Genomic DNA, 5221 nt, shown 5'->3' on the forward strand with positions numbered 1-5221 from the left:
ACTTGTACCAGACCAGGTGGATGCGGTCCTGGCCGTCGATGGCCGCGGCGAGCATGCCGCCGCACTCGGGCATCGGCTCGATAGTCTGATTGACCCATTCGCCGCTGACCAGCGTGGTGTGCAGCAGCTGGCCCACGGCGCTGCCCAGGCGGATAACGTGCGGCGTGCCCGCGGAGTCCAGGGCGATCGAGCGATCATGCGGTATTCATCTGAACTGTCGAGCAGCTCGACGCGCCAACCCTTATTCTCGCGCTGGGCGTAATACAGGTTGTTTAGCTCGAAGGTGTGGCCGTCGTACTGGTTGTCAGTGAACACCAATTGCTCGGCGTCGACGCTTTGGCTGATGTTTGTTACGTAGTCGTCCTGATCCGCAGTCTCGAACACGGCTTCGAGTTCCCAGACGTAGCCTGTGGGCGACTCGTCGTCATCGTCGAGCAGGTCGTCGTCATCATCATCGTCGTCGTCTGCGCAGCCGCAGCCCGTGCCGAGTGCACAAATCAAGAAAGTTGCGCAGAGCAACACGATTAGACGCCAATTTTTCATGGGATCCTCCCCCGAACGCCCCAAATATAAGCGAACAAATTATAACGCACGAGGGGATGTATCAGAAATTAATCGATTAAAGTTCGCAAGCGCTCCACTGCCGCGGCTGTCCCTTCGAGTTTGGCGCGATAGGCCGCCTCACCCGCCTGGTGCTTAGGCACGATCATCTCCAACGTGATCGAGCGCAGGCGAGGGGCACGGGCCAGCAGCGGCATCACCGTCGGCCAGTCGATGGTTCCCTCGAACGGCACCAGGTGCTCGTCGTCCTGGCCGTGGTTGTCCGACAGGTGCGCGGCGATCAGCCTCTCGCCCACGTCGTGCAGATCCTGCACCGCGTCGCCGGGCACGTGGGAGTGGGCCACGTCAATACACAGGCCCACGCGTTCATGACCCACGGCGTCGCAGAACCTGCCCAGCATTGCCGCTGTGGTGCCCGGGCTCATCACGTTCTCCACGGCCACGTACAGGCCCAACGGCTCGATCACCTTCCACAGCTTCTCGAACTCGCGCAGGTATGTGTCGTAGCCCTGCTCGGTGGTCCAGGCGCGGTAGATTTTGGCCGGGGCGATCGATCCGTCGCCGTTGACCTCGACCTCCTCGTCGCCCTGGCCGTGCTCCACCAGCAGCTCGCAGCCCAGGTCCGCGGCCACGCGCGCCATCTGCGCCTTGACCTCGAACGCCTGGCGCAGCCAGGGCTCGTAGGGCTCGGACAGGCTTAGGTAGTGAAACGATGATTTGTCCGTATCAATGTGAAACGGCAGGTGCAGCGAGCGCGGCTTGAGGCCGAACTCTTCCAACCAGCGGGCGAGCTGCGCCACGCGTTTAGGGTCGCGCCAGTCGAAGCGCTCGGGCGTGCCGTCGATCTCAACGTACTTGAAGCCGTACTCGGGCAGCAGCGCCAGGTGGCGCTGTTCCAAGGGCACGCCCTCGAACAGGCAGGTGCCTATCGAGAAATCCATAGTTGCCTCCGGCCGATCGATCGTACGGCGCATATCATGCGCCGCTCAACGCCCGGCTTAGAGCCGGCACAAAACTCGTGAGCGCACCATGCTCGTTGCACAAAGATGCTTGCCGCGTCGCGGCATGGGTCGTCGCGTCACGATTTGGGTCCGCTCGCGTGCTTTGCGGGCACCTCGAAGGTGCCTAGTGGTCGCAGATGTTGTCGCCGGTCGCCAGGGTTCCGGCGATGTATTGCCGCACCAGCTCCTCGGGGGTCGATCCGGGTTGCGCACCCACGCGCACCTCAATGCCGAAATCTGTGAAGAACTGCTGCGCGCGCGATCCCATGCCGCCGGCGATGATGATATTGGCCCCTTGCTCACTGAGCCAGCGCGGCAGCACGCCCGGCTCGTGGGGCGGTGGCGGAAGCTGCTTGGTGTCGATGATCTCGTTGTTTTGCACGCTAACCAGGGTAAATACTTCGCAGTGGCCGAAGTGCGCGCACATCGTGCCCTCAGCCGTTGGAATCGCAATATTGGTAACTGCGCTTGAGCCCTGCGGCTCGGCCGTTTGCGGCTGCTGCGATGGCTTTGATTCAGCGGGCTGCTGTTCGTTGCCTGACGATGCGGCCACGATTTTTTCGAGAATTTCGTTGTAGGCCGCCTGCACCGGCCAGCCGTCCTGCTGGAGCATCAGCGGCTTGCCTGCGTCGCCGGATACCACCACCCGCGGGTCCAGGGGGATGCCGCCGAGGAACGGCACCTTGGCCGCTTCGGCCGTGCGCTTTCCGCCGCCGGAGCCGAACAGCGCCTCGCTGTGGCCGCAGTGGGGGCAGACGTAGGAGCCCATGTTTTCGATCAGACCCAGCACCGGCATGTTCACCGAACGGCAGAAGGTCAGCGATTTGCGGACGTCGGCCAGTGAGACCTCCTGAGGCGTGGTCACCACCAACGCTTTGACGCCGGTGAAGTCCTGGGCCACGGTCAGCGGCTCGTCGCCGGTCCCCGGAGGGGAATCGATCAGCAGGTAGTCCAGATCGCCCCACTGGCTGTCGGCCACGAACTGGCGGATCACGCCGATTTTCAACGGGCCGCGCCAGATTACCGCATCGTCTTTGCTCTTCAGTAGGTTGCCCATTGAAAGCACTTTGAGGTTGGGCAGAAACTGCAGCGGGGTAATGCCTTCGGGCGAGGTCTGCGGATGTTCGTCGACCAGGCCCAGCAGTCCGGGCACGGTCGGGCCGTGCAGGTCGATGTCGAGCAGGCCGACCTGATACCCGCGCTTGGCCAGCCCCACGGCGAGGTTGGCGGCCACGGTGCTCTTGCCCACGCCGCCCTTGCCGCTCATCACCAGGATCTTGTTTTTTACTTTGGCCAAAGTCTCGGTTATGCGCTCGGTCTGGGCCTGCATCTGCGCTTTGCGATCGGACTGTTGCTGATTATCTTGCACGGATTACTCCAAGTACTTTGTTTTTCAATTCGTGATCCGATTCCGTAAGCCGGTGGGCGTTATACCCAATGTCCTGTGACGTTGGCGTCGGAGCTGGGCTGGTATTTGCCGGCCTTGAAATCCTCGATCGCTTGCCGTACGGTTCCGGTCGCGCCAGAATAGATCTTGATTCCGGCGCTGCTGAGCACGGCGAAGGCCTTGGGTCCGCAGTTGCCGGTGAGCACGGCCTCGGCGCCCGAGGTGACCACGGACTGTCCGGCCTGGACCCCGGCTCCCTGCATCGCATGCAGGTTTTGCTCGTTGCCCAGCACCTTGTGCTCGCCGCTGTCAGTATCATACAGGATCATGCAGCGGGCACGGCCAAAGCGCGGGTCTACTTCGGAGTCAAGGCTTTCGCCGACGGATGTTATCAATAGTTTCATCGTTTGTCCTTTCCGGATCGTTCTCGATTATTTTTCACAACAGCGCTTGGGCTGATCGCAGGGTTCGCCGCGTCCGCAGCACGCGCTGTTGTCCGATGAGTGGCCTTGGCCGTTGATTGCGAACCCGCCGGGCGCGCTGAGTTGCTTCGCGGCCTCGCCCTCACAAAACGGGCAGACCGGCGCGGGCTCGTCAGCGTTTTGCAGCCGTTCGAACTGCACGCCGCATTCAAGACAGATGTATTCGTAGATCGGCACGGCTACTCCTTGTGCAGCAAGCGCATGGTCTCGTTGTAAACCGCGCGCAGCACTTCGAGGGTCGCTGATTCGCCGAGCTCGGGCAGTGTGCGCGCCGCGAGCTGCGCGCGGGTGATTGCGCTGTCAAAGGGCACGCGGCCGACAACTGTGGCCCCGAGCTGCACGGCGCGTTCCTCGATTTGCTCACACATTCTTTCGTCGATGTCGTAACGGTTGACACAGATCGCACTGGGCAGCTTGAAGTGCGCGGCGAGCTGCAGCACGCGTTCCAAATCGTGCAGGCCCGAGGGCGAGGGCTCGCTGATAATCAGCAGCATATTCGCGCCGCTGAGCGAGGCGATCACCGGGCAGCCGATGCCCGGCGGGCCGTCAACGAGCAGCGTCTCGATTCCGCGCTGGGCGCAGACCTCCACCGCGCGTGCCTTGACCTGGGACACGAGCTTGCCCGAGTTCTCCTGGGCAATGCCCAGCCGGGCGTGGATCAGCGGGCCGAAGCGCGTTTCGGACTCGAACCAGCGGCCCGCGATCTCGTGGGTCAGGCTGATGCTCGTAACCGGGCAGTGGTCGGCGCAGGCGCCGCAGCCCTCGCAGGCTAATTGGTCGATGACGAACTGCGGCGAGATCGCCTCAAAGCGGCACAGCTCGAGACAGCGGCCGCATTCGCTGCACTGTTCGAGGTCGTTGCTCGCGCTTAGGCCGCCGAGAAACTCGTGTTCGAGTGCGACCTGCGGGTCGAGAATCAGGTGCAGGTCGGCCGCGTCCACGTCGCAGTCGGCCAGGGCAACGTTGTCCGCCAGTGCGGCGAACGCGCCGACGATGCTGGTCTTGCCAGTGCCGCCCTTGCCGCTGAGCACTACTAACTGTTTCATCGCGCACCGCCGGCCAACGCCGTGACACGCGTTAGTATCTGTTCGAAAATCGGCCGCAGTCGGGGCAGGGCGTCCACGGCCAGCTTGCCGCGGGCGTAGGCCTGCGCCAGCTCGCGATCCTCGGGGATCTGCGCCAGCACCTCCAGTTCGTGCTCGGCGCAATAGCGCAAAGTGCGATCGTCGCCCACGTCCGCGCGGTTGATCAGCACGGCGCAGGGCAGGCCGAGCTTGCGCACCATTTGTACGGCCAGATCGAGGTCGTTGAGTCCGAACGGCGTGGGCTCGGTGACCATCAGCACGAAGTCCGCGCCGGATACCGAGTTCAGCGCAGGGCACGAGGTGCCCGGCGGCGCGTCGAGGATCACCAGCCGATCGCTGTCCAGTCGGCGTTTGACCTCGCGGATTAGCGGCGGGCTTTGGGCCTCGCCCACGTTGAGCCGGCCCTGTAAAAAACGCACCTCGCCGCTGTGCCCGCTGAACACCTCGCCGATCGGCCGTTCGATCTCGCTGATCGCGTCACGCGGACACGAGGCCAGGCAGTTGCCGCAGGAGTGGCACAGCTCGTCGAAGATCATCACCGATTTTTGCAACACGGCCAGGGCGTTGAAGCGACAGGCGCGGGCGCAGGCGCCGCAGAAGTCGCAAAGCTGGTAGTCCACGCGCGGCACACGCGTATTGATGATTTCGCGTTTGGTTATTTTTGGGTGGAGGAAGAGCTGGCCGTTGGGCTCCTCCACGTCGCAA

At 63.3% G+C, this 5221-nt stretch carries 7 protein-coding genes; 1 reads left to right on the forward strand and 6 read right to left on the reverse strand.

Features of this window, described 5'->3' with window-relative positions; genetic code table 11:
- Positions 1–285 precede the first annotated feature (285 nt).
- Positions 286–528 carry a hypothetical protein gene (locus P9M14_05950; GenBank protein ID MDP8255273.1) on the forward strand — a complete coding sequence of 81 codons (243 nt, stop codon included), beginning with the start codon at positions 286–288 and terminating at the stop codon, positions 526–528.
- 83 nt (positions 529–611) lie between these two features.
- Here the strand turns inward: P9M14_05950 and P9M14_05955 are convergent, their stop codons facing one another.
- The 6 genes from P9M14_05955 to P9M14_05980 all read right to left on the reverse strand — a co-directional run.
- Positions 612–1502: a sugar phosphate isomerase/epimerase family protein gene (locus P9M14_05955; protein ID MDP8255274.1), complete on the reverse strand. Its 891-nt coding sequence runs from the start codon at positions 1500–1502 to the stop codon at positions 612–614.
- A gap of 184 nt (positions 1503–1686) precedes the next feature.
- The gene (locus P9M14_05960; protein MDP8255275.1) at positions 1687–2931 is read right to left on the reverse strand and encodes an iron-sulfur cluster carrier protein MrpORP; all 1245 of its coding nucleotides are present in this window, start codon (positions 2929–2931) and stop codon (positions 1687–1689) included.
- A gap of 59 nt (positions 2932–2990) precedes the next feature.
- Positions 2991–3353 (reverse strand): NifB/NifX family molybdenum-iron cluster-binding protein, encoded by a 363-nt coding sequence (locus P9M14_05965; GenBank protein ID MDP8255276.1) that lies wholly within the window; start codon positions 3351–3353, stop codon positions 2991–2993.
- 27 nt (positions 3354–3380) lie between these two features.
- Complete coding sequence (locus P9M14_05970; GenBank protein MDP8255277.1) at positions 3381–3608, reverse strand: zinc ribbon domain-containing protein; 228 nt, start codon at positions 3606–3608, stop codon at positions 3381–3383.
- Positions 3609–3610: 2 nt separating this feature from the next.
- The gene (locus P9M14_05975; GenBank protein MDP8255278.1) at positions 3611–4477 is read right to left on the reverse strand and encodes an ATP-binding protein; all 867 of its coding nucleotides are present in this window, start codon (positions 4475–4477) and stop codon (positions 3611–3613) included.
- Positions 4474–5221: ATP-binding protein (locus tag P9M14_05980; protein MDP8255279.1), on the reverse strand; the 748-nt coding region annotated here is incomplete at its 5' end. The genes P9M14_05980 and P9M14_05975, both read right to left, overlap by 4 nt.

The sequence above is a fragment of the Candidatus Alcyoniella australis genome, from assembly GCA_030765605.1.
GTDB lineage: Bacteria > Lernaellota > Lernaellaia > JAVCCG01 > Alcyoniellaceae > Alcyoniella > Alcyoniella australis.

Excerpts from the sequence above, each read along its gene's own strand:
- P9M14_05955 (MDP8255274.1), bottom strand. The coding sequence starts at position 1,502 with ATGGATTTCTCGATAGGCACCTGCCTGTTCGAGGGCGTGCCCTTGGAA.
- P9M14_05965 (MDP8255276.1), bottom strand. The coding sequence starts at position 3,353 with ATGAAACTATTGATAACATCCGTCGGCGAAAGCCTTGACTCCGAAGTA.
- P9M14_05975 (MDP8255278.1), bottom strand. The coding sequence starts at position 4,477 with ATGAAACAGTTAGTAGTGCTCAGCGGCAAGGGCGGCACTGGCAAGACC.